The sequence below is a fragment of the Mangrovimonas sp. TPBH4 genome (assembly GCF_001280505.1).
In the GTDB taxonomy this organism is placed as follows: domain Bacteria; phylum Bacteroidota; class Bacteroidia; order Flavobacteriales; family Flavobacteriaceae; genus Mangrovimonas_A.
The window spans coordinates 13,111-35,982 of the sequence record NZ_LBIO01000040.1 but is presented as its reverse complement, the minus strand read 5'-3'; the positions used below and the strand labels follow the sequence as shown (position 1 = coordinate 35,982).

Here is a 22,872-nt window from a genome sequence, read left to right as displayed (position 1 = left end):
TTGTGGGGTGTTGGGAGTTAATCCAAGTAGCCCTTTTCAATCCAGTATAAATTTTTGGTTTCTATTTTAGAACACAAAAGACATAAATGTTAGGATTAAGAAGAATGGATATCCAATTATCGAAATGTAAAATTGATAATTTTTTTTCTCGTTATTTTTAATACTGAGAATAGTTAGGATTATGCCAGTTATAAGAAGTAAATTACCAAATACAGAGGCAATACCAATATTACGTTGGAATTTTTCCATATCGTGAAACCCAACGGCAAAAGTCATTACCCCATAAGCGATTACTAGGTTTATTACAACCACATAAAGAAATACTCTAAAAGCCCATAGTTTGTAATTTGTTTGTTTTGTTGGTTCTGGTTTCATTTCTGCTTGTTTTTGGTTGCCAAGGTGAACATAAGCTCTTCAAGTGGTTTACGATACAATTGGCATGTTGGTTGTTGTAAATATAATAGATTATTCCTATAAATTAAGACTGGATTTCCATGGCTTCAGGCAAATCGGTGATGATCAGTTTTTGTTTGCCCTCGCTTTCAAGCGACAATATTTTGGAATATGGGAAACCTTCAATGGGTTCATTAAAACTTTTCCATTTGGCAATCCCCGATACGGTAATGTGTTCGCCTACTTCTATAATCCCTTCGCTATAGCGCAATTGCTTGTTGAAACCAAAAAAGTTGGTGCTTTCAATATTGTAACGCCTTAGCAAGGCTTCAAATTCTAGGCTTGGATCGTTAAAGGTTCCAGACGAGGTGTTCTTGTCGGACACCAAATAGGTGATATAGTTTTTAGGGGAATGGGAAGGTTTGATCATGACCATTTCACCTCGATGGTCTACAAAAAAATCGTGAAATTGTTCATCCTTAACCAAGGTTTTCCAATGCGAATGTTTGCCACTGTTTTTCTTCTGTTCTATGGTAATGCTGTAAAACACACAGTCGCGCTTGCTTAAGGGGGCTTTTAGTGGTTCTTTGGCATGTAGGGCCTTTCCCGAGATCTTCACTAGGTCATTGGTTCTGATACTCCCCAAGGTTTTGTGAGGTATTTTGGCAAGGGCCCGAAGGATGACCTTTTTTGAACTAAAATAGTAGGAGCCCAAACCAATGCCAGCAATGATTACAAGGGCTATAATGGCAGGGACAAATGATGTGACTAATGCTATCATAAAAAAATAACTATAAATAATAAGTAGGAAAACGGCTTAAAATGTTACAGTTATTGTTGGCGTTTCACCAGGGCATAAAAGTCGCCTTCAAGAGGGAGGTAACCTTGGTCGTATACAAAATAATAGATATTGCCGGTTTTGGTGGTGTAAATGCTGGTAATGTAATTGAAGTCGAAGCCTTTTTCAACCAAACGTCCTTTGGATGCGGTAGATTTTTGCTCGGGATTGAGTTCTTCTAAAACCCTATAATTTTTGCGCAGCTTGTTGTTGGTGTTCCTAATAATGTTCCTAACGTCCTTGTTGACCTTGTTGTTATAACTGTTTCGGCAGGCATCGCTACAAAACTTTTTATCCACTCTTCCGCGAATGGTTTCTCCACATTCTGGACACGCTTTTTGCATAATTCAATGGGTTGGTTGCGTATACAATATAGGAAATATTCATTTATAATAGATTACGGTGTTTGGGCCACTAGCAGGGTGTTGGTGCCATTTACTTTTTGATGGATGTTAACAGTAAAGCCATTGGCTTTCAAAAGTGAGATAATGGGCTGCAGGACTTTGGAGTTGGAAGTGTGTAATGCCGCATTAAAAATAATGGCCCCTTGCTTGGAGTGCGATTTTAGAATAGCTTTCCAAAATGAGAGTTCCGTAAACTGTGAAGGCATGTAGGCGTCAATGTAAAGATCTACAATAATGAGGTCGAACCTTGTTGTAGTTTCATGGATAAACGCTTTGGCATCGGCACAGACCATATTTAGAGCAGGCGAGTTATAATGCTGAAATTCTTTTTGGGCAATGGCGATTACCACAGGGTCTATATCCACTGCCGTGATGTGTTGCTGAAAATTAAAGTCGCTGCGTAGCGTGTCAATCACACTACCGCCACCAAGACCCAATAACAAACAGTTGGAGATTGGATTCAAATTAATTTGTTCTAAACCGAACTTTAAAATTTCCTGAAGGGAGCCGTATGAATAGTTGGCGTTTTTGGTGTTGAGGTATTTTTTACCGTCGTACCAAGTCACCTCCAACTTGCCATTGTATTGGGAAGGGACCTTTTTTCGTATTGGATAGAGATAGCTTAAAAGACGTTTCATATGGAAGAAAAAAGCTGCAAATATAGGAGGTTGCGGCAAATAATTATCCGTGTACAAACGACTACAAACGTTTACAAACGACTATAAATGCGTAACTACCGACTAATTTTAAAGTGGTTTGCAATCTTTGTCCTGTTGAATTGAACTAACGAAATTCAATGGTATTAACTGTTTAACCTTAAAATTTAAAATTATGAATGCACTTAGAAACAAAGTACAGTTGATTGGAAGATTGGGACAAGATCCTGAAATTGTGAATTTTGAAGATGGCAATAAAATGGCCAAATTCTCCTTGGCTACAGATGATAGCTATAAGGACAAAAAAGGCCAAAAGATAGAGCGCACCTATTGGCACAATGTTATTGTAAGGGGAGGCCTTGTAAAGGTGGTGGAAAACTATATTACAAAAGGGCAGGAAATTGCCGTGGAAGGAAAATTAACCAACCGCAGTTGGGAGGATAAGGACGGCAAACGGCATTATGCCACTGAAATCCTCTGCAGTGAATTATTGATGTTGGGGAAGTAAGCTAATGAAAAGGGCTCCATTTGGAGCCTTTTTTTTAATTAATCTGCAACCGTTTTACTTCCGAAATCAGGATGCCATCATTGCAAGTGCCTTCTATAAAAATCTTGAGATCGCCTGTTTGGATATTGTCAATTTTAAAGGTAATGTTGTCTTGAGCATCCACTTTGCAATTGGGAAGCCAGTTCACAACACCATATTCTTTATAGAATTGTGTTTGGTAAAAGGCATATTTGGGAGTGTAAAATTTTGTAGGCGAACTAAATGTAAGCGGGATGTTAAAGGTTTGGAATGGACTGCTCTCATTAAAGGTAAATGAAATTTTGGGGTCGGTGTAAATCTTGATGACTCCAGCAGTTCCGTTAGCACCTTGACCAAATCCTGATTTGTCAACAAGGATGTAATCCACAATGTCCAAACGGTATTGATATAAGGTGTTCAAATCAAACAGTCTCATATCGTCAAGATATACCATAGGGCTATTGTTGGTTGCGGAAGCCGCTGATGGATTAATGATGTTCAGCTGCCCATTATTCTGGTAGACCATAAAACCTTTGGTACGTATATAGGAGGCAAAGTCCATATAAGATTTCCGTAGGTTGTCATCAAACACGTCAATTTTGCCAGATTGTTGTTGGCTTAATTGTTCTTTACGACTCTCTTTTTTTCTTACCGATAGGACAATTTCATCCAATTGTTCCAAACCACTCCAAGAATTGATCAAAAAAGCTTGAGAGTTATTGGAGTTAAAAATAATGGGTTGTTTTATAGGCTCAATTTTCAGATGCTTTTCCAAATTGGGGATTTTGGAAGGTGTAAATTCTAAAAATAAATGGGGTTTGACTCCTGAATTTTTTCGGTTGAGTTCCACAAAGCGCAATTGTTCTTTGTCCAGTGGATATAGGCCTTGTTTTTCGAAAGATGCATTGCTGCCCTTGAGTTCGAAGGTTTCAAAATCATTGTAGGTGATGGGGAACATGGCAAAAGTATTGGACTTGGATTGGTTGATGTGTGCTTTTATAGTAATACCCTGTTCAAAAGGAAACTTTATAGTAGGTGGGTGATTGAAGATGTTTTCCCAATTATAACTGCTCCACCCTTGTGTCAACAAAAGAAGGTCCAATTCAAACTCCTTTTGTCTGTCAATGTCCGTAAAATAATATTGCGCATTTTCAATGAATCCTTTTACATAAGGTTGTAAATACAGCGCTGAAATAATGTTTTGATTGTGTTGGTAGGATTTTGTTTTAGCAGGTAAAACGGACAAGCTGAAATTATTAAAGACCTTAGGGTTGGCAGCTTTCATAGGGATTTTTATCAGCGTTGAATCTTCGCCTTGTTCGAAATTCACTTCTTCAGATTTTACCAACTGAATGCCCTCATGCTTAAAATAGAGCCGCTCCAAAATAGGATTCCCTTTCTCATCAAACAAGGTTAGAATATTCATGCCTTTAAAGAGGTCTTGATGGGGAATCAAGGTTAGGATTTCTGCCGCATCTGTAAATTGAATGCTAATGGTTTTAAGATCATGGCCATTGTGGACCACAAGGGTGTAGGGCTTATTTTGAATGGGCTTGAAGGTATCTGTATTGGTGTGAAACCTTAGAATTATTTTATCGTTTAGTTTGTTTAACGTCATTGCAATGCCATAGGCTTCTGCAATAGGAAGCGGCTGGATTTGGGTAATCTCCTGGGTTTGCACTTTTACCTTATAGGTTGCTGCTTTGTTTGGCCTGAGTGCAAATTTTCCAATTCCAAATTGGTTGGTCGTCATGCTCCCCATACTTTGATTGTCGGAATCCAAAACTTCAAAAGTGGTATTGGGAACGCCAAGTCCTAAAGTGTCTTTTACAACGATGCCTACAGTGTTTTGAGTATTGGCTACCAAATGACCTCCTTCTGGCAATAATTGAATGTCGAGTTTTGATGACACAATTGGAGGTGTTGTAGCTTCGACTGGATCGATGATGGAGATAGCCTGAACATAAAAATTCTGCTCGTCAAAATTTTTCATCCAATTGGTATAGGCCTGAAAATTGTAATTGCCAGATGCAAATTGTTCATCCACAAAAAAGCTTCCATAGCAGACCCCGTTTTGTGCCAATAACATTTTATGCTTTACAATCTTACCATGAGTATCAACGATGGCGCAATATACATTGGAGGTTCCTGTGGAAAGTTGTTTACTGTTTTTATCAAATACATATACCGTAAAGGCCAGAGTTTCCCCTTTAATAAAAGTGGATTTATTAAGATGACCATAGGCAACCTCCCTTGGTAATTTGGTATAGGCCGTAAATGACTCCGCAATTTGGTTTATGGTGAATGACTCCTGAGAAAATGATGAAGCGAAGGCTAGCAGGCATAGAAGCCAAATATGATAGGTTTTGTAGGTTGTTTTAGTTTTTATTTGTTGGTTGTTAGGCATGCAATATTAGGTGTGATGAATTCTCCAAGTTATTAATTTTATAAATAGTGGAGCACAAAAAAAAGAGATTAGCGCTAACTAATCTCTTTTGTATTATTGGAGGATATGCCGTGGAACTAAGCCACTTTTTTAAGTAAATCAAAACAAGGACATTTTTTACAGCGCTTGTTTTCTCCCTTTTTATATTTTTTGCAACAGCTGCTTTTAACCTTATCGGCATTGATGATGCCTGATGCGTGCAGTTGCTTTATTGCCTCTTTCTTTTTTTTCTTTTTGTCTTTTTTCTTGCCCAAAACAAATAATAACTATTTCAAAACGAGGGCGAAAATAGTTATTTTAAATAAATCTAAATAAGATTTAATGTTAAAATTATTCGGGCGATTCGGCAGCAGCAGTACTTACACTTAATTGTTGGATATCGCGATCAAATAAATACAAGCCTCCTTTGTCATTCCCAATCATATTTATTTTGTCCAAAATAGTACGGGCCATGGCTTCTTCTTCTATCTGTTCGGAAACATACCATTGTAGGAAATTATGTGTCGCATAGTCTTTTTCCTGAAGCGTGATATGAACCAATTCATTGATGCTCTCAGATACAAATACTTCGTGATCAAACAATTTTTCGAACATTTCCTTAAATGAATTGAATGTAACGTTGGGAGCCTTTAGGGCAGATACCTGAGCATGGCCTCCACGTTCATTTACAAATCGCACCAATTTCAACATGTGCATACGCTCCTCATCCGATTGGTCGTACATAAAATTGGCCACTCCTTCCAGGCCTTTTACCTCTGCCCAACAGGCCATGGCCAAATAAATTTGCGAGGATTCGGCTTCAATGCGTATCTGGTTGTTGAGGGCCTTTTCTATAGATTTTGATAACATGATATATTCTTTTTACGTAAAGTTATAAAAATTACTAAGCATTTAGTATTAGAATGGTTTTAAATAAAAAGGGCTTATTTGTGCAATTTAAGTTGAATCCGTTTACGCTTAATATCCACTTCCAAAACCTTAACGATTACTTGTTGGTGCAGGCTGATGTGTTCGTTGACATCGCTTACAAAACCATCGGATAGATTGGAAATATGAATCAAGCCACTTTCCTTAATCCCTATATCCACAAAGGCGCCAAAATTGGTCACGTTATTGACAATTCCCGGTAGCAATTGGCCTTCCTGTAAATCGTTAATGGTTTTGATGTTTTGGTTAAAGGTAAATACCTTGGCCTGTTCCCTAATGTCCAACCCTGGTTTTTCCAATTCCTTGACAATATCTTTTAGAGTAGGAAGCCCTACGGTATCTGTGCAATATTTGTTGAGGTCAATCTTTCTAAGAAGCTCGGAATTGCCTATCAATTCGGCAACTGTTTTGCCTTCGTCTTTGGCAATTTGTTTAACAATGCTGTAACTTTCTGGGTGCACCGCCGAATCATCCATAGGATTTTTAGCGCCTTTAATTCGTAAAAAGGCAGCACCTTGTTCAAAGGCTTTGTCTCCCAATCTTGGCACTTTTTTAATGTCGGTTCTAGCTAAGAATTTTCCGTTTTCCTCTCTATAAGCCACAATGTTTTCTGCTAATTTTGGACCAATTCCAGACACATAACTCAACAGGGATTTACTGGCGGTGTTGATGTTCACGCCAACAGCATTTACACAACTTTCCACAACCGTGTCCAATTCGTTTTTCAACTTGGTTTGGTCTACATCATGTTGGTATTGCCCAACCCCAATAGATTTTGGATCAATCTTTACCAATTCTGCCAAGGGATCCTGCAATCGTCTCCCAATTGAAACAGAACCTCTCACGGTCACATCGTAATTTGGGAATTCCTCTCGGGCAATTTTGGATGCTGAATAAATACTGGCGCCAGCTTCATTCACTACAAATACATGAATGTCATTTTTAAAATGAATGCGTCTGATAAGGGCTTCGGTTTCTCTGGAAGCAGTTCCGTTTCCAATGGCGATGGCCTCTATCTGATACGCCTCTGCCAAAGAACTAATTTTTTTTATGGCTCCCGTAGTATCATTTTTAGGGGCATGCGGGTAAATGGTTTCGTTGTGCTTTAGAGTTCCTTGCGCATCCAAGCAAACCACTTTACAGCCGGTTCTAAACCCTGGGTCAATGGCCAAGATTCTTTTTTCTCCTAAAGGTGATCCAAGAAGCAATTGTTTAAGGTTCTTCGCAAATACCGAAATGGCCGATGCGTCGGCTTTTTCCTTGGCATTTTGAAGGGCTTCGTTGGAAAGCGAGGGCAGTAACAAACGTTTATAAGCATCTTTGATAGCCAATTCAATCTGTGCAGCGCAAGCATTGTTGGAGCGAATGATGCGACTTTCAATTTTAGAAAGTGAGCGCTCTTCATCAATATCAATTTTAAGGCGAATAAAACCTTCATGTTCTGCACGTAAAATGGCCAGAAGTCTGTGGGAAGGGATTCGGCTCAGCGATTCTTCCCATTCAAAATAATCCCTGAATTTCTGGGCGTCGTCTTCTTCGGCCTTTGCCTTTACCACCTTAGAGGAAATGAGAGCAAAGCGTTCCAATTGGTGGCGAATTTGGTTTCTGATGTCGCAGCGTTCATTGATCCATTCGGCAATGATATGGCGTGCCCCTTCCAAAGCGTCTTCGGCAGAGTTAATGTCTCCCTTGGCATATTTAAAAGCGATAGAATCCAAATCAGAGGCATTTTGGCTCATAATGATTTTGGCCAAAGGTTCCAAGCCTGCTTTTCGAGCTGCTTCGGCTTTGGTTTTGCGTTTTTTCTTATAGGGCAGATACAAATCTTCCAAGGTGGTTAGATCTGCTGCTTTTTCAATGCTGTTTTGCAATTCTGGAGTTAAAACATCCTGTTCCTCTAAGGCTTTTAAAATGGTCGCCTTGCGTTTTTCCAAAGCCTCAAATTGTTCCTTGTATTTCACAATATCCCCAATTTGCACTTCATCCAAGTTTCCAGTACGCTCTTTTCGGTATCGGGAAATAAAGGGTACGGTGCAGTCTTCTTCCAAAAGTTGAAGCGTGTTTTTAACTCCAGACTCTGGTAAATTGGTGTATGAAATGATATAGGAAATGATGCTTTGGGACATGATATTTAGTTTTGTTGCGAATTTAAATGAAAACGGTAAATAGCCTCAATTTTGAAGAACAAACTTCCTTTTAGCTTTGGATTTAATTGGGTGCGTTTGTCATCAATTCTGAAGTCAATCACCTTTAAGCCAATGGTGTCGTCATCGTCAAAAACCGCATGTCTGTTAGTGGCGTAACCCAATTTGCTTCGTAAAAGAACTTGTTTGTTAAAAGTGTTGAACTCTATATACCCGGCAAACTCCAATCGGTTTTGTTCAACATATCGGCTTATTTGTTCTGGACTGTGTAAGTGGTAGCTGCGTTCGATTCCTAAATAATCTACCCCTAGTTTAAAATGCGGTAGGGCATAATTGATATTGGCAGAAAGCGGAATAGCCAGGTCAACTTCAAAAAGCTTGTTGTTGCTGAGGTAGTAAAGTCCCAAAATTGGGGTCGTCGTAACTCCGAACGCCTCTTGCGAGAGGTAAAGACCGTATCTAAAAAACAGATTGCTCTTACGTTGGTTTTTGAATATGGCTAGGCCCCCTAAATAAAAATCGTCTGAGGAAATGTTTTGGTAATCCGAAGCAATTTTGGGGAGGGCAATAAAAGTACCCTGCCATGTTTCGGAAAGTTTGGTGTTGATTCCTAACCTTAGTGTGGTATTGTAAAGGTGGTAATAACTGTCGTTTGGAAATAACTTTAGGTTGTTGTAGGTAAAGTTGGCTCCGGCAATGATGGCTGTAGACTCATTGATTGGAAATGGAACCGTGGCGACCGTTTCAAAGGAGTTGACATCTGTATGATTAGGGGTGTTTTCAAAATTAGAATGAGGGGTGTAGGCATACCTAACTTGAAGCACATCAACGTAATTTTGCGCACAAAAGAAAGAGGGAAGCCAAATTAAAAGGAACCAGAAATTTTTCAAAATATAGTGTAATTATACCTAGCTGTTTTAAGATAGGTTAATCGGTGAGTGGTTTAATCCATCACCGATTGGTCGACTTCAAACTTTGCCATGGTGGCCATTTTGGCCTTATTGAGACTTAAAACTCCGTTGACGATGGTGTAGTTGTCTACAGATTCCAAAACTTTCAAAAAGGCTTTTTCAGTGCTCATGTCTGGGCAGGCTTTCATTGTTGAAATGAGTCCAGACAATTTGATTTTGTAATCATTTTCAAGCGTATAGCTGCCGCCAAAGCCATTACATCCTGAATTCCCTCCAGCACGATTGGTTTTGGAATCCAAGTATAGATAGGGTTGTGGGGTCATGTCGGTGATTTTTTGTCCCTGTAATTCCACCAATCTCCAAGGGGTGTCGGTTAAGGAAATGGGAGTTGTATTATTGTTGGAACTAGTGGTTTGTTTTGAGCTTTTGCAAGCGGTTAGCATTAGGATGCATGTAAATAAGAAAAGTGCTTTTGTTCTCATAATTAATGGTTTTAGAGGAGCAACTTTCTTTTGGAAAAGTTGCTCCTCTAATTTAACCAATTACCATACCAAAATCAATGGCATGTTTTCAGATAAATCCTTTTTAAAAAGTGTATTTATAGTCTCTTAAAAAGCGTGTACACGTATGGGCGCTCACCACCAAAAGGATTGATGAACGTAAAGTCTATACTTTCTAAAAGTTGAAATTCGGCTCCCAGTTTGTCCTGTAGCATATCCGTGTTGTATCGTTGCAAGGGTAAGCCGCAACATTTTTCTGCCCCGTCCAAAGCAAATACGGCAATCAATACATAGCCACCTTTGGCAACTACTTTTTTGATCAGCTCAAAGTAGGAGTGCTGCTCCTCTTCCGTCAAAAAGAAATGCAACACCGCGCGGTCTATCCAAAGATCTATTTGGTCGTGTTCCAAAAGTGCTTTAGGTTGCGTCAAGTCATCTGCAATACAATTTAAGTCGTGATTGTATGCTTCCTTGATACGTGCTTTTAATTTGTTTAAGGCTACGTCGCTTAAATCGTTAGCGATGATATTGTGGTACCCATTTGAGACTAACTCGTCTATCAGATTGCTAGTGCCAGCACCAACCGCTAAAATAGAAGCGTGAGGTTGTAGATTGCATTTGTCAATGAGCTGCAATGTGGTTTCTGGATGGGGTTCATACCATCCTAATTCAGGGTCTGCTTTGGTATCATAAACAGTGTCCCAATGAGATTTGAGGTGATTCATGTAAGGGTAGATTTAACTTATTTGCAATCCATTTGTAACGTTTTGCCCTTCGTCTGGGTTGACGAATACCAATTTGCCATCGGCTGTTTCGGTCATTAAAATCATCCCTTCACTTTCTACGCCACGCAAGGCTCTTGGTGCTAAGTTTACCAATACGGTCACACGTTTGCCTATGATTTCTTCTGGTGTAAAACTTTCAGCAATACCAGACACAATGGTTCTTACATCTATACCAGTATCCACTTTTAGTACCAATAATTTTTTGGCCTTTGGCATTTTTTCGGCTTCTAAAATGGTTCCTACACGAAGGTCCAATTTGGTGAAGTCATCAAAAGTGATAATATCCTTTTGAGGCTCTACTGTTTTATTGGCTGCTTCATTGGCCTTTTTACTTGCTTCCAATTTGTCCAATTGGGCTTGGATGTCTTGATCTTCTATTTTTGAGAACAACAATTCAGCCTTGCCAATTTGTTGTCCAGCAGTAAGCAAGACCTCTTTGGAAATGATGTCATTCCAAGAAATGCTTTCTGCTGCGGAGGCTAGATTAAGGATGTTCTTCAATTTTTCTGACGTAAATGGCAAGAACGGCTCACTTAAAGTTGCCAAAGCCGAAGCTATTTGAAGCGCTACGTACATGATGGTTTGTGTGCGGGCCTCATCTTCCTTGATCACTTTCCAAGGCTCCTCATCAGCCAAATATTTATTTCCTAAACGGGCCAAGTTCATCAACTCCTGACTTCCCTCACGGAAACGGTAGCGTTCAATAGAACTTGCAATTACAGAAGGGTACGCTTTTACGGCTGCCAAGGTTTCTTCATCAATCTCAGTCAACTCTGAAGGTGTTGGCACAATGCCATTATAATATTTGTTGGTTAAGACCACAACGCGGTTGATAAAGTTTCCGAAAATGGCTACCAATTCGTTATTGTTTCTCGCCTGAAAGTCTTTCCAGGTAAAATCGTTGTCCTTGGTTTCAGGGGCATTGGCAGTCAATGCGTAGCGCAATACGTCCTGCTTTTCTGGGAAATCCTGTAAGTATTCAGGAAGCCAAACCGCCCAGTTTTTGGAGGTGGACAATTTGTTGCCTTCCAAATTCAAGAACTCATTGGCAGGTACATTGTCTGGCAGGATATAGCTGCCTTCAGCCTTTAACATAGCTGGGAAAATGATACAGTGGAATACAATATTGTCCTTTCCAATAAAGTGTACCAACTTGGTGTCTTGGTCTTTCCAATACGGTTCCCAATCCTTGCCTTCTCGCTCTGCCCATTCCTTGGTAGCGGAGATATACCCAATAGGTGCATCAAACCAAACATATAACACCTTTCCTTCAGCATCTGGTAGTGGTACTGGGATTCCCCAATCCAAATCTCTCGTTACCGCACGAGGACGTAATCCATCGTCAATCCATGATTTTACTTGTCCGTAAACATTAGGTTTCCAGTCTTTTTTGTGACCTTCCAAAATCCATTCCTTAAGGAAGTCTTCATGCTTGTCCAATGGTAAAAACCAGTGCTTGGTTTGCTTCAAGGTTGGCACATTTCCAGTAATGGCCGATTTAGGATTGATAAGATCCGTGGCATTTAAACTGGAGCCACACTTTTCACATTGATCGCCATAAGCTTCTTCATTACCACATTTTGGACAAGTTCCCGTTACAAAACGGTCTGCTAAAAACTGATTGGCCTGCTCGTCATATAACTGCTCCGTTACTTCTTCAATAAATTCTCCTTTGTTGTATAACTCTTTAAAGAATTCCGAAGCCGTTTCATGATGTACTTGCGCCGAGGTACGGCTGTAGTTATCAAACGAAATACCAAAGTCCTCAAACGATTGTTTGATAATGGCATGGTATTTATCCACTACGTCCTGAGGTGTCACCCCTTCTTTTTTTGCCTTGATGGTGATAGGTACCCCATGTTCGTCACTTCCGCATACAAAGGCAACATCCTTGCCGTTAAGTCTTAAAAATCTAGCGTAAATATCAGCAGGTACGTATACACCAGCCAAGTGGCCAATATGGATAGGGCCGTTGGTGTAAGGTAATGCTGCGGTAATGGTATAGCGTTTAGGATCTGTCATGGATTTGTATGTTTAATACTTGCTGCAAGGGCAACAAGGCTCTAATGTTTTAGTGTTTCAAATAGGTGGCAAAAATACGGATTTTAATGAGGTTTAGGAAAAAAATATAAGGTAGGAAACTTCCTAAATAAAGGTTAAAAATTTATGCTGGTTTTTATTTTTTGTATATGTTTAGCTACAAAATGTAAAACTTTTAAAAAATCAACCTATGAAAACACGTGTATCTTTTTTGCTAGCCATGGCGCTAGGACTTTCTGTATTCAATTGTGGATCCAATAGCGATGACAATGATAACAATAATGAACCTGAAACTGCGACAAATGTATTGGTATATGATGGAGAAGAATACCAATTGAAAAGCGGTTTTATTTATAATTATGGAGAAATGGATGTAGAAGGTGTCTACACTTTTAATATTTATTTATTGGATACTAATTATGAGATGATTGGAGAGGAACTTTTTCCAGAGAACAATGTTTTTTCCGGTTTAAGTTTTGAGCTGTTTACCGAGAATCCTGCGGGACTTGAACCAGGAACCTATTATTACACGAGTATTGAATCTGTGCCAAATACGTTTGACTATGGGGACATGGTAATTAATCTTAATTATGCAATGGCTGAAGACTTTCTTGATGAGGATTATATTCTAGAAATTACTTCTGGGTCTTTCACTATTTTGGAGAATGGAACTGCCTATAAATTGGAGTTTGAAGGAACCACTGATGAAGGTCTTGAGTTTTCAGGGAATTATGAAGGAGAGTTGGAGGAGTTTGAGTATTCTGATGAGTTTGGAAGAATGGCAACAGGAGTAACCAAAACAAAAGGATTTGTAAAAAGAAAATAACAGTTACTTATAGATTTAAAAAGGAGGTTTTTGGCCTCTTTTTTATTTTAAGATTAACAAATTCTACAAGAGCTAATTTGTAAGTAAAAAAAGCTAATTGTAGGAATTGATGAAAAAATATATATTCGCTGACTTATGTTAAACTTTTAAATAAAATCAACTATGAAGAATTTTTTTTCGCTTACACTAGCAATGGCTTTAGGCTTAAGTATGTTCAACTGTGGTAATGATGACAGTGACAATAATGACAACAACAATAACAACAATCCTACAAATGCACTTGTTTATAATGGTGAAGAGCACCAAATTCAAGGAGCTTCATTATTAAACTATGGAGAATATTTTGATAGTGGGGTCTATAATTTTGATGTGAGTTTAATAGATTCTGAAATATCAATTGTAGATGGTTATCCTGAGGCTGTAAATAACGTGTATTCTGAAATTTATTTTGAACTGTTTACAGAAAGTGAAGCAGGTTTAGAGCCAGGTACTTATGCTTTTGATCCAACTTATGGAGTTGCTAATACTTTTGTAGGGGATGTTCTTTTAAATTACAATTATGAAACTGATGAAGAAGAGGCTTATTATGAAATGACTTCTGGTACTTTTACAGTTTTAGAGAACGGAACTGCCTTTAAATTAGAATTTGAGGGTACTACCGAGGATGGGGCTGCGTTTTCTGGAAGTTATGAGGGAGAGTTAATGTATTTTGAAGATCTCACTTTTTGGCAAAATGAAGGAAGACCGTCAGGAGTAACCAAAACCAAAGGATTTTCTAGAAGGAAATAATTTTTGAATAGATATTTAAAAAGAGGCTTATAAGCCTCTTTTTTTATTCTCTAAAGTGATTTATGATATTGGAATGAAAACTGTACATTTACCCTATGTCGAAAAAGATTCAATTAGTTTATCTGTGTTGTGCTCTGTGGTTCTTTGCAATGGCCACTGGTAATGCACAGCAATCCAATTCACAAATTCCAAACAAATTGATACAGCCAGAGTACTTAAAAGCAGGGGATACCGTGGCCATAGTGGCGCCTTCGGGAATATTGAAAAATAGGGAAGAGGAGGTGCAGGATGCTGTTACCTTGTTGGAAAGCTGGGGACTACATGCCAAAGTAGGTGATCATGTGTTCAGTCAAGATAATCATTTTGCGGGAACCGATGCCCAACGGGCTGCCGATTTCCAAAAGGCTCTAGACGATCCTACCATTAGTGCTATTTGGTGTGCCCAAGGAGGGTATGGGAGTGTGCGTATCGTGGATAAATTGGATTATACAAAATTTAAGCAGCACCCCAAATGGTTGATTGGCTATAGTGATATCACAGGTTTGCATAACCAATTCCATAATCTGGGATATGAGTCCATTCATGCTATGATGTGTATCAGTTTGAAAAAGGATGTAAGCGAGATTCAGGAAACCATTGCAAGTTTCAAAAAGGCGATATTTGGGGAGCCTCTGTCCTATACGTTAAAAGGTTCTTCATACAATAGGACTGGTAAAGCTGTTGGCCCTTTGGTAGGAGGCAACCTCACCTTATTGCATACCATGTTGGGTTCAGAGACAAGTATCGATGTCTCGGGCGACATCCTCTTTATTGAGGAAATTGGAGAGTATAAATACCATATCGACCGGATGCTACAAAGTTTAAAGCGTGCCGGCTATTTTGAAAACTGTAAAGGTGTGTTGGTGGGTGATATGAGCAAGCTTAGAAAGAACACCACGCTTTGGGGCACTTCCATTGAACAGTTGATTTTGGATGCCCTATCCGACTATGATTTTCCAATTGCCTTTCATATGCCTGCCGGCCATGAAAAGGACAACCGTGCAATGATATTTGGTAGAACTATTGAGATGACTGTCACCAAAGAGGGAACTACGGTGGTGTTTAGGCAGTAAGTTGAGTGCTGACCGTTCTATTTTAAATACTATCAAGGAAAAATTTCTTTGTTTTTTAAGGAATGGGTATTATGAGATAAGGGAATAGCTCAATACACAGAGCTGTTGTATTTGTTTATGATGTAAAAGATGTTTTTTTGATTTCCTGGAAGCGTATCAAATTCCTTCAGCAGCTCAACATTGTCTTGTATCATAGGTCTTACTTGGGAATGCGCTTTTTTCCTTGAAAAGAACTCACCAATATCGGTAGATGTAATTTCAGAATCGTCTTTGGAAGCATAAAATATGGCTCCATCAACTAATTGATACACTTTTATTCTACCATCGATAATCTTTTTTATAAAGAGCGCATCATAAATTGTTGTAATGTAGCAGTCGCCATCAACACCTTTGATGGATCTAATTGTTTTTATTTCGCTTGCATCGATTCGTATTTTATCGCCTGCTTTGTTTTTAAATTTGAAAACTACTTCAGAAGTGTCAAGGTAATTGGTGCCTCTTATAACTTTTCCGTAAATAGTGTCATCATATTTTGTTACGATATATTCCTCTTCCTGGGATATACTTACTACTGGTATCATAAAACAAATTATTCTAACTAGTGTTTTAAGTTGTCTCATATTAAGTATTTATATAAACAGCTTTCATAATCTCTACTCCCATTTATAAAGAACATACAAAAGAAAATCAGGATCTTTTGGGTCTTGTGTTGTTGCTTTTTTGAAGTGGAGTTTGTCCAAGAGTTTGATAGAAGCTTGATTGCTTTTATGGGTGCTGGCCTCAATGGTTTGAACGGACAATGTTTGGAAGGCATAGGCAATCACGGCATTTGCAGCTTCTGTCATAATCCCTTTTCCTTGGTGGTTTTTTAAAAGTTCATAGCCTATCTCGCAGGTGTTATGTTGGTCTGAAAACTCAAAAAGACAAATGCTGCCCACAAATATGCCGCTTTCGGTTAAGGTAATGCCCCAATAGAGGGCTTCCCCTTTTTGGATGTTTTCGGTAATGTTGGCAATAAAGTGTTTGGCGTCTTCAAGGTTTTTGGCGGGTTGCCTGTCCAAATACTTATTGATCTCATTATCCGAACGCAAAGCAAATACGGCATTCACATCGCTTATCAACACTTGCCGAAGGGTCAACCTTTTGGTAGTAAGTACTGGGAAGGGTGTGAATGCTTTTTTTGTCATTTTTGTATTATTAATGGATAGCTAATACGTCAATTCCTTTTAGGATATTTGAATTTTGCTAATTATCCAAATAACCCCAATTGCGGAAAATAGAATTCCACCAACTATAAGTGTCATTGGGAAAAATGTCATCCAGTAGTCACTGTCTATCATTATTTGGTATTTGTTGTCTTTCTTTACATAAATAATGTCAATCAGTTCATTTAGTCGTTTTGGATTTTCACTGGAGTTTAATTTTTGCGTCGTTTCAATGCCGTTTCTATCCATAAACCTTACAATTGGAAAATGATGGACTCTTGAAAATCCCTCGTTGTCTTCTGCGAGTTCCTCTTCAAAATCTATAATTTTTGCCTTTGTTTTGGTGCCATTGGTTTGTATGTTTTTGTTGGTATTACGACTTCGGAGACCTGCATATAGGAAGCTAACTCCACAAATTAAAAAGATAAGCCCTCCAACAGATTCTTTATTGAAAAAATATACTGATGAAACAATGGCCAAAAGCCCTAATGTCATTATATGGTTGGTAATGTTAGTTTTCATTAATGGATATTATTTGGAAAGCTATTTATGCCACATTTCATTATAGTTAGATATTATGGTGTCTTCCAATAATGGGTGTTTTCATCTTTTTAAAGCAATATTTTCATGAACCCATTTAGCTTCATCTTCTGGTTCAATTTCTCCAAGGAGACTGTTGCATCTGCTAAATGTGGCTCCTGCAAAATCATAAGGTTTGCTATCCTCGAAATAAGGGCCTACAACTCCTAACATCCAACCATTTTCTGCAGCCCAATGAGGAGCATTGGTCATATATTTAAAGACGTGATAAAACATATTGTTTCCATCAAATTGAATGGTAACTTTTTTAAGGTGTTCTATCTCGTCAGGTGCTTTGTCCAATTCTGTTGGAAATTCAAGCCAGTTCACCAACTGACTTTCTGCACCACTTTCTATTGTTAAATATTCTTCTGGAAACAATTCAGTTTTTTTATACTCCAAAAGAAGTTGATGGGTCATTTCTCTCGTTTTATTGTCTTTCGCATATTCCCTTACATCTTCTTCATTTATTGCAATGCCATTTTCTAATTTCTCATAAAGAGGTTGGATGCGTTCAAATCTTAATTTTAGTGCTAGGGAACTTTGTTTTTGGAATTTAAAGTATTTGTAAATCACAAATAGTACAATTGGTAGTCCAATAATTCCAAGTACAATTAATATTGTTTTCATAGGTTAGTTTTAGTAATGCTTATAACATACATGTAACCCCAAAAAAAGGTTCAAGATGCATACAAGCATCAGTTGGTTATCTGTAAATATAATAGATTAATCTTACAAGTTAAGGTTGGATTCATGCTTTTGGTGAAGACTTATAGAACAGTTGTTGACATCCTTACAACTCCATATCCCTTTCCAAGGAACTAGTAAATTCCCCCTTTGAAGGGGGTTAGGGGGATGTACAATTACAATGCAAAAACATCACTTTTTTATCATGGTACCATCCCCCACCAATTACCATAACTAGGGCTTGCCTTAGCCTTTGTTCGTGCAAAGGGGTATCCGTCCAAACACCCCAAAGCCTCACACGAGCAAACCCCGAACAATCCTCGAACAAAACCCCTTAAAAATAGGGTTGATGTGTCATAAGGGGTCACGAAGTGTCTTGACGGGTCAAAACAGTTAAGGATGTGTCATAAGAGGTCACTCGCTTCTCGATACTGTTATTTTTCATTAGCATTTCAAATAACCACCTGCCTGCGGCTGGCAGGATCGAAGTGACGATGGTGTTCTTGTTGGGGCTTTGTGTGAAATATAACCCTGAGGTCGGTTCGAGTGGAATGCTTGTAAAGCATTTTGTATCGAGAACAACCTTGTGCTGTAATCGTATTTCATTTCAATCCAAAAAAAACATCCCAAAAGCTAGTGCTGCCTTTGGGATGTTTCGGAATATAGATATTGGGGCTTTTCTTATTCTGAAATGGTTTCAGAGGATTCGTTCATTAAGGTGTCATCTAACCATTTAAAGAACTCATGTTGCCAAACCAAGGCGTTTTGTGGGTTCAACACCCAGTGGTTTTCTTCTGGCAAGTATAATAGTTTACTCTTTAGACCTAACATTTTAGCAGCTTGGAAAGCGCTTAAACCTTGCTCCATTGGCACACGGTAATCTTTTCCTCCTTGAATGATAAAAATAGGCGCATTCCATTTGGATACATGGTTGATAGGGTTGAATTCGTTATAGGCTTTTTGGGCCACTTTATTGTCCAAGTCCCAGTAGTTGCCACCAAAGTCGTGGTTTACAAAAAACAGCTCTTCGGTAGTACCAAACATGGTTCTAGTGTCGAATACACCATCGTGGGCAATAAAGGTTTTAAAACGGTTGTTGTGGATTCCTGCCAAGTAGAACACAGAATACCCACCGTAGCTAGCGCCAATAGCCCCCAAACGGTTCTTGTCTACATAAGGCTCTTCGGCAATGGCGTCGATGGCCGATAGGTAATCTTTCATTACCTGTCCTCCCCAATCCTTGCTGATGGCTTCGTTCCATGCTACACCGTGACCTGGCATTCCTCTTCTGTTAGGCGCTACCACAATATAGCCTTGAGAGGCCATTAATTGGAAATTCCAACGGTAAGAATAAAACTGCGATAATGGCGATTGTGGGCCACCTTGTGCATATAATAGGGTAGGGTATTTTTTAGAGGCATCGAAATTTGGAGGCAAAATTACCCATACCAACATTTGTTTGTTGTCTGTAGTGGTTACATAGCGCTTTTCAACTTTTGGCAAATCGATGCTGCTGTAAAGCTCGTCGTTTACATTGGTAAGTTGTTTGAAGGTTTGCTTTTTTAGGTTGTAGGCAAACACTTCGGTAGCGTGGTTCATGTCGCCACGGGTAACGATAAGGGTATTGTCCAATTGAGCAACAATACCTCTAACGTCAAACTGCCCTTCGGAAATTTGGGTTACCACAGGCGCAATTCTTTTCTTGCCAGGATAGTTTACCTCAAACAATTGAATGGTACCATCTACAGGCGCTGTAAAGAATACTTTTTTACCTTCGTTGCTCCATTTAAAGCTTTTTACGGTACCGTCCCACTGTTGGGTTAGGTTTTGTTTTACACCGTTTTCAAGAACAATAATGTCGTTTTTATCACTTTCGTAACCGTCGGTTTTCATTTGCAACCAAGACAAAGCACCTTTTGGGCTAAAGGTAGGGTTGGTATCGTACCCCATGTTTCCTTCGGTGATGTTGGTAGTGGTTTTAGTATCTAGGTCGTATTTGTAAATATCGGTGTTGGTACTGGTAGCATAGGCTTTACCTTTCAGCTTCTTGCTTACGTAGTAAATGCTCTTGCTGTCTGGGGACCAAACATAATCCTCGTCGCCACCAAATGGCATTTGTGGAGCGTAGTAAGGCTCGTTTGGCATGATGTCTATGGCTGCATCATCTTCGGCATTGATAGCTTTATAGAATACATGATTGAAACTTCCATCTTGCCAAGTGTCCCAATGGCGGTTGTCCAAATCGGTAAACACATAGGCATCTGCCTTGTCCAAGTTTTTATAAATGTCGGTAGCTTTGATAGCTTCAATGTGCACCGCTTTGTGGAATACTTTATAAGCTCCGTTTGGGGCAATGTTTTTATCGGCTACGGTAATGGCTTCCTTTTCAATGGCTATTGCAGCGCCTCCTTCCACAGGGATTTGAAAGTAAGCGGTGTCAAAGCCATTCTCGGCAATATTTGGGGTTTTTACACTGTAGATAATGTGGGAATTATCATTAGATAATCCTAAAACGCTAATGCGCTTTACAGTCCACAACATTTCAGGATCCATCACTTGTTGAGCTTGGATGGTGTTGGCAGTAATCACTAAACTTAAGATTAAGATTAATTTCTTCATGTAGTTAATTTTTAAACAGCGCCAAATATATCAATTACTTCACGGTTACGGTATTAAAGTTTTTATAAAGTATCCCCACTTTTTTGAACAGGAAATGTTAAATTTCCATAAGAATGGAATTCTTGCTATGGCACAGCACAATACATTAGGTGAAAAAGGAGAGCAAATGGCAGTGGATTTTCTGCTGAACAAGGGCTATGCCATTTTGGATCGCAATTATAGGTTCGACAAGGCTGAAGTGGACATTATTGCCCGAAAGGGCTCTTTTTTGGCCATTGTTGAAGTGAAAACACGCTCCACTGCCGATTTTGGAAACCCTGAAGAGTTTGTAAAACCAAAGCAGATTCAACGCTTGGTAAAGGCTGTAGACGCCTATGTCACTGAAAATGCATTGGACGTTGAAGTCCGTTTTGATATTGTGGCGATTGTTAAAAATGGTACTGACTTTTCCATTGAACATTTGGAAGATGCCTTTTATTATTTCTAGAAAGGTCGTTCATCGAAACTTGTAGGAAAAATTCTTTTTAATTTGGCTAATTTATGTCGTACATCGATTAAATTGTGATTTTGACCTTTCATTATGTAATTTCATCATGATTTAACCCCAAATCTATTTTAATAATGAAAAAAGTTATGTTCACGCTTTCTGGACTATTATTGCTGCTAAGTAGTAGTTGTCAGGTAGAAAGTGTTAATGCTGATGATTTTGAAACCGCGAGCACAAGTAAAAAGGCGCCACAGGTAGAAACGCCTGAAGCGGTTGTAGACCCCGAAGCGGTTTCCTTAGGTGATTTAGATACCGATAGTCCTTGCGTAAGTGTTAATTTGATTGCAGGACAGCATCATGTTGCCGGAGACGTTTCGGTTTACAATGACGGGGAGCATTTAATTGTTATTTTCAGCTCTAATGGTGAGTGGGCGCTTGGAACCACACATTTGAGCTTAGGAAATTGCGAGGATGATTGGGTGCCATTAAACGGTGCCGGAAATCCGCAAATAGGGCAGTTTCCATTTACCGAACCTATTTCCGCTACCGAGTATGAAGTGGTGTATGCCATTAGCTTGGAAGATTTAGGTGACAATTATTGTTTTGCGGCGCATGCCGAGGTTGAAGGACCTACGGGAGGAGAAACCGCTTGGGCCGAAGGTGCCCAGTTTGATGGCAATAGCTGGGCCATGTTTGTAGAGGCTTCTCTATTGGATTGTCCAGATACTGCTACAGAAGACCCTACCGATGGTGGTGAGGATGATGGAGAAGAAGAGGCTCCATTACCAACCTAGGAAATGGTATTATCCGAATACTAAAAAACCTGCATCCGCAGGTTTTTTTTATTTATAGAAATTCATTTCGTCAACATACTTCCAAACAGGTTCCGGAAGCATGGGCCTAATGTTTTTACCTTCTTTAATGGCATTCCTAATAAAGGTGGACGACAGTTCCATGATGGGGGCTTCTACGTGATGGATTTTTGGGTGGCCATCAAACTGTGTGTGCATTTTCCCTTCAGACAATCGTGGGTACACGTACAGGTTGTATTGTTCCAAGATGGCCTCGTAGTTTTTCCATTTGTGGAAGCTCTTTAGGTTGTCCTCTCCCATAATTAAGGAAAAGTTGTGCTTGGGATATTTTTCCTGTAGATAGGTTAGGGTATTGATGGTGTAATTGGGCTGAGGCAGTCCAAATTCAATATCGCTGGGTTCCAGTTTTTGGTATTCCTCTGTGGCTTGGTATACCATTTCCAATCGGTGGTGATTGTCCAGCAGGCTACTTTTCTTCTTGAATGGATTATGAGGTGTGACCACAAACCAAATTTTGTCCAAATTGCTGTTTTCGGCAAGATGGTTGGCAATAATGAGGTGCCCTATATGGATAGGATTAAAGGTTCCAAAATAGAGTCCAATGTTCATGGCTTACTCCTTTATAAAATTGGATACCAAATTATAGGCTTCTTCCAAAGCGACGTCAAGATCTTTGTTCACGACAATTTTATCGAAAAGCGGTGCGGTGGCCAATTCGGCAGAGGCTTTGGAAACGCGCATGTTGATTTTGTCTTCACTTTCGGTTTTGCGTTTTTTAAGGCGAATTTTCAACTCGTCGATGCTTGGTGGCTTTACAAAAATGGCCAAGGTCTGTTCTGGAAACTTCCGTTTGATACGCAAACCTCCGGACACGTCGATATCAAAGATCACGTGCTTGCCTTTGGCCCATATGCGCTCTACTTCGCTCTTTAAAGTGCCGTAGAAATTATCTCTGTAGACTTCTTCCCATTCCAGGAATTCGTCGTTTTTAATTTTTTGTTTGAAATCTTCAAAGGATAAAAAGTAGTAGTCTTTGCCATCTACTTCTTCACCTCTAGGAGCGCGGGAAGTGGCTGAAATGGAAAATTCGAGGCCTAATTCTTCTTGCTTTAATAAATGTCTAACAATGGTGGTTTTACCTGAACCCGAAGGTGCAGAAAATACAATTAATTTACCTTTGTTCATT

The 22,872-nt window shown here is 39.2% G+C and carries 25 protein-coding genes; 6 read left to right on the top strand and 19 right to left on the bottom strand.

The genetic code is table 11. The features are described 5' to 3' along the window. Positions 1–66 precede the first annotated feature (66 nt). The 4 genes from ZA05_RS04215 to ZA05_RS04200 form a co-directional block, all read right to left on the bottom strand. A complete protein-coding gene (locus tag ZA05_RS04215) occupies positions 67–375 on the bottom strand; it encodes a hypothetical protein (RefSeq protein ID WP_053990438.1) in 309 nt (102 codons plus the stop codon). A 103-nt stretch (positions 376–478) separates the two neighbouring features. Then, positions 479–1,174, bottom strand: a complete 696-nt coding sequence (locus ZA05_RS04210; RefSeq protein WP_053990437.1) for a hypothetical protein — start codon at positions 1,172–1,174, stop codon at positions 479–481. A 50-nt stretch (positions 1,175–1,224) separates the two neighbouring features. Then, positions 1,225–1,575 (bottom strand): DUF2116 family Zn-ribbon domain-containing protein, encoded by a 351-nt coding sequence (locus ZA05_RS04205; protein WP_053990436.1) that lies wholly within the window; start codon positions 1,573–1,575, stop codon positions 1,225–1,227. A 53-nt stretch (positions 1,576–1,628) separates the two neighbouring features. Next, on the bottom strand, positions 1,629–2,273 hold the full coding sequence (locus ZA05_RS04200) for a spermidine synthase (protein WP_053990435.1): 645 nt from the start codon (positions 2,271–2,273) through the stop codon (positions 1,629–1,631). A 193-nt stretch (positions 2,274–2,466) separates the two neighbouring features. On the opposite strand from ZA05_RS04200, the gene ZA05_RS04195 reads away from it, so the two are divergent. Continuing rightward, entirely contained in the window at positions 2,467–2,799 is a 333-nt protein-coding gene (locus ZA05_RS04195; RefSeq protein ID WP_053990434.1) for a single-stranded DNA-binding protein, read from the top strand. Positions 2,800–2,833: 34 nt separating this feature from the next. Here the strand turns inward: ZA05_RS04195 and ZA05_RS04190 are convergent, their stop codons facing one another. The 8 genes from ZA05_RS04190 to metG form a co-directional block, all read right to left on the bottom strand. Beyond that, the gene (locus ZA05_RS04190; protein WP_053990433.1) at positions 2,834–5,224 is read right to left on the bottom strand and encodes a carboxypeptidase-like regulatory domain-containing protein; all 2,391 of its coding nucleotides are present in this window, start codon (positions 5,222–5,224) and stop codon (positions 2,834–2,836) included. Between the two features lie 116 nt (positions 5,225–5,340). Then, the gene (locus ZA05_RS18305; protein ID WP_197276043.1) at positions 5,341–5,517 is read right to left on the bottom strand and encodes a hypothetical protein; all 177 of its coding nucleotides are present in this window, start codon (positions 5,515–5,517) and stop codon (positions 5,341–5,343) included. A gap of 76 nt (positions 5,518–5,593) precedes the next feature. Next, complete coding sequence (locus ZA05_RS04185) at positions 5,594–6,112, bottom strand: ferritin (protein WP_053990432.1); 519 nt, start codon at positions 6,110–6,112, stop codon at positions 5,594–5,596. A 74-nt stretch (positions 6,113–6,186) separates the two neighbouring features. After that, on the bottom strand, positions 6,187–8,316 hold the full coding sequence (locus tag ZA05_RS04180; protein WP_053990431.1) for a Tex family protein: 2,130 nt from the start codon (positions 8,314–8,316) through the stop codon (positions 6,187–6,189). Positions 8,317–8,321: 5 nt separating this feature from the next. Beyond that, on the bottom strand, positions 8,322–9,224 hold the full coding sequence (locus tag ZA05_RS04175; RefSeq protein WP_255350051.1) for a DUF6268 family outer membrane beta-barrel protein: 903 nt from the start codon (positions 9,222–9,224) through the stop codon (positions 8,322–8,324). Between the two features lie 53 nt (positions 9,225–9,277). After that, positions 9,278–9,727, bottom strand: coding sequence for an META domain-containing protein (locus ZA05_RS04170; RefSeq protein ID WP_082333668.1), 450 nt, complete (start codon positions 9,725–9,727; stop codon positions 9,278–9,280). A 116-nt stretch (positions 9,728–9,843) separates the two neighbouring features. Further along, positions 9,844–10,470: a class I SAM-dependent methyltransferase gene (locus ZA05_RS04165; RefSeq protein ID WP_053990428.1), complete on the bottom strand. Its 627-nt coding sequence runs from the start codon at positions 10,468–10,470 to the stop codon at positions 9,844–9,846. Between the two features lie 12 nt (positions 10,471–10,482). Further along, the gene (gene metG, locus ZA05_RS04160) at positions 10,483–12,552 is read right to left on the bottom strand and encodes a methionine--tRNA ligase (protein WP_053990427.1); all 2,070 of its coding nucleotides are present in this window, start codon (positions 12,550–12,552) and stop codon (positions 10,483–10,485) included. Positions 12,553–12,760: 208 nt separating this feature from the next. Between metG and ZA05_RS04155 the strand changes: the two genes are divergently transcribed. The 3 genes from ZA05_RS04155 to ZA05_RS04145 all read left to right on the top strand — a co-directional run bounded on the left by ZA05_RS04155 (position 12,761) and on the right by ZA05_RS04145 (position 15,297). Further along, positions 12,761–13,396 carry a hypothetical protein gene (locus ZA05_RS04155; RefSeq protein WP_053990426.1) on the top strand — a complete coding sequence of 212 codons (636 nt, stop codon included), beginning with the start codon at positions 12,761–12,763 and terminating at the stop codon, positions 13,394–13,396. A 162-nt stretch (positions 13,397–13,558) separates the two neighbouring features. Beyond that, a complete protein-coding gene (locus ZA05_RS04150; RefSeq protein WP_157514502.1) occupies positions 13,559–14,185 on the top strand; it encodes a hypothetical protein in 627 nt (208 codons plus the stop codon). 95 nt (positions 14,186–14,280) lie between these two features. Beyond that, complete coding sequence (locus ZA05_RS04145; protein WP_082333667.1) at positions 14,281–15,297, top strand: LD-carboxypeptidase; 1,017 nt, start codon at positions 14,281–14,283, stop codon at positions 15,295–15,297. Between the two features lie 89 nt (positions 15,298–15,386). Here the strand turns inward: ZA05_RS04145 and ZA05_RS04140 are convergent, their stop codons facing one another. From ZA05_RS04140 to ZA05_RS04120, 5 genes are all read right to left on the bottom strand, one after another. After that, complete coding sequence (locus ZA05_RS04140; RefSeq protein ID WP_053990423.1) at positions 15,387–15,878, bottom strand: hypothetical protein; 492 nt, start codon at positions 15,876–15,878, stop codon at positions 15,387–15,389. A 72-nt stretch (positions 15,879–15,950) separates the two neighbouring features. Then, the gene (locus tag ZA05_RS04135; RefSeq protein ID WP_053990422.1) at positions 15,951–16,484 is read right to left on the bottom strand and encodes a GNAT family N-acetyltransferase; all 534 of its coding nucleotides are present in this window, start codon (positions 16,482–16,484) and stop codon (positions 15,951–15,953) included. 39 nt (positions 16,485–16,523) lie between these two features. Beyond that, the gene (locus ZA05_RS04130) at positions 16,524–17,024 is read right to left on the bottom strand and encodes a DUF3592 domain-containing protein (protein WP_053990421.1); all 501 of its coding nucleotides are present in this window, start codon (positions 17,022–17,024) and stop codon (positions 16,524–16,526) included. An 81-nt stretch (positions 17,025–17,105) separates the two neighbouring features. After that, the gene (locus tag ZA05_RS04125; RefSeq protein ID WP_053990420.1) at positions 17,106–17,711 is read right to left on the bottom strand and encodes a hypothetical protein; all 606 of its coding nucleotides are present in this window, start codon (positions 17,709–17,711) and stop codon (positions 17,106–17,108) included. A gap of 738 nt (positions 17,712–18,449) precedes the next feature. Continuing rightward, entirely contained in the window at positions 18,450–20,387 is a 1,938-nt protein-coding gene (locus ZA05_RS04120) for a S9 family peptidase (protein WP_053990419.1), read from the bottom strand. A gap of 127 nt (positions 20,388–20,514) precedes the next feature. Between ZA05_RS04120 and ZA05_RS04115 the strand changes: the two genes are divergently transcribed. Further along, positions 20,515–20,874: a YraN family protein gene (locus tag ZA05_RS04115; RefSeq protein ID WP_053990719.1), complete on the top strand. Its 360-nt coding sequence runs from the start codon at positions 20,515–20,517 to the stop codon at positions 20,872–20,874. 134 nt (positions 20,875–21,008) lie between these two features. Next, on the top strand, positions 21,009–21,668 hold the full coding sequence (locus ZA05_RS04110) for a hypothetical protein (RefSeq protein WP_053990418.1): 660 nt from the start codon (positions 21,009–21,011) through the stop codon (positions 21,666–21,668). Positions 21,669–21,716: 48 nt separating this feature from the next. Here ZA05_RS04110 and nadD read toward each other — a convergent pair whose 3' ends face one another. Both nadD and gmk read right to left on the bottom strand, forming a co-directional pair. After that, positions 21,717–22,295, bottom strand: a complete 579-nt coding sequence (gene nadD, locus ZA05_RS04105) for a nicotinate (nicotinamide) nucleotide adenylyltransferase (RefSeq protein ID WP_053990417.1) — start codon at positions 22,293–22,295, stop codon at positions 21,717–21,719. 3 nt (positions 22,296–22,298) lie between these two features. After that, entirely contained in the window at positions 22,299–22,871 is a 573-nt protein-coding gene (gene gmk, locus ZA05_RS04100; RefSeq protein ID WP_053990416.1) for a guanylate kinase, read from the bottom strand. Between the last annotated feature and the right edge of the window lies 1 nt (position 22,872).